The following is a 368-nucleotide window of genomic DNA, read 5'->3' as shown; positions in this document are numbered from 1 at the left end:
CAGCGGCACAGCCTGTTCGTCGAGGACGGCTGCGCCGGCAACTGGACCACGGAAAGCGGTGAACCCCTGGTCTTCCGGGGCCATGAGAGCCTCAGGCGGCTCGCCGAGTGGCTCGAGCGCTGCTTCCCCGACTGGGAGTGGCACAACGTGCGGATCTTCGAGACCGAGGATCCGAACCACTTCTGGGTCGAGTGCGACGGGCGCGGCAAGGCGCTGGTCCCGGGGTATCCGCAGGGCTATTGCGAGAACCACTACATCCATTCCTTCGAACTCGAGAACGGCCGGATAAAACGTAATCGCGAGTTCATGAACCCGATACAGAAATTGCGTGCATTGGGAATAGCCGTTCCGCAAATAAAACGTGACGG

At 61.1% G+C, this 368-nt stretch carries 1 protein-coding gene; it reads left to right on the top strand.

Annotated features, from left to right (window positions below):
- Nucleotides 1-368, top strand: a 368-nt coding sequence (phzA, locus tag LT948_RS33095; RefSeq protein ID WP_049239641.1) for a phenazine biosynthesis protein PhzA, incomplete at both ends; no start/stop codon positions are given.

It is taken from the genome of Pseudomonas sp. CP-1 (genome assembly GCF_021213715.1).
GTDB classification, from domain to species: domain Bacteria; phylum Pseudomonadota; class Gammaproteobacteria; order Pseudomonadales; family Pseudomonadaceae; genus Pseudomonas; species Pseudomonas aeruginosa.
This window is presented reverse-complemented; position numbering and strand designations above follow the sequence as displayed.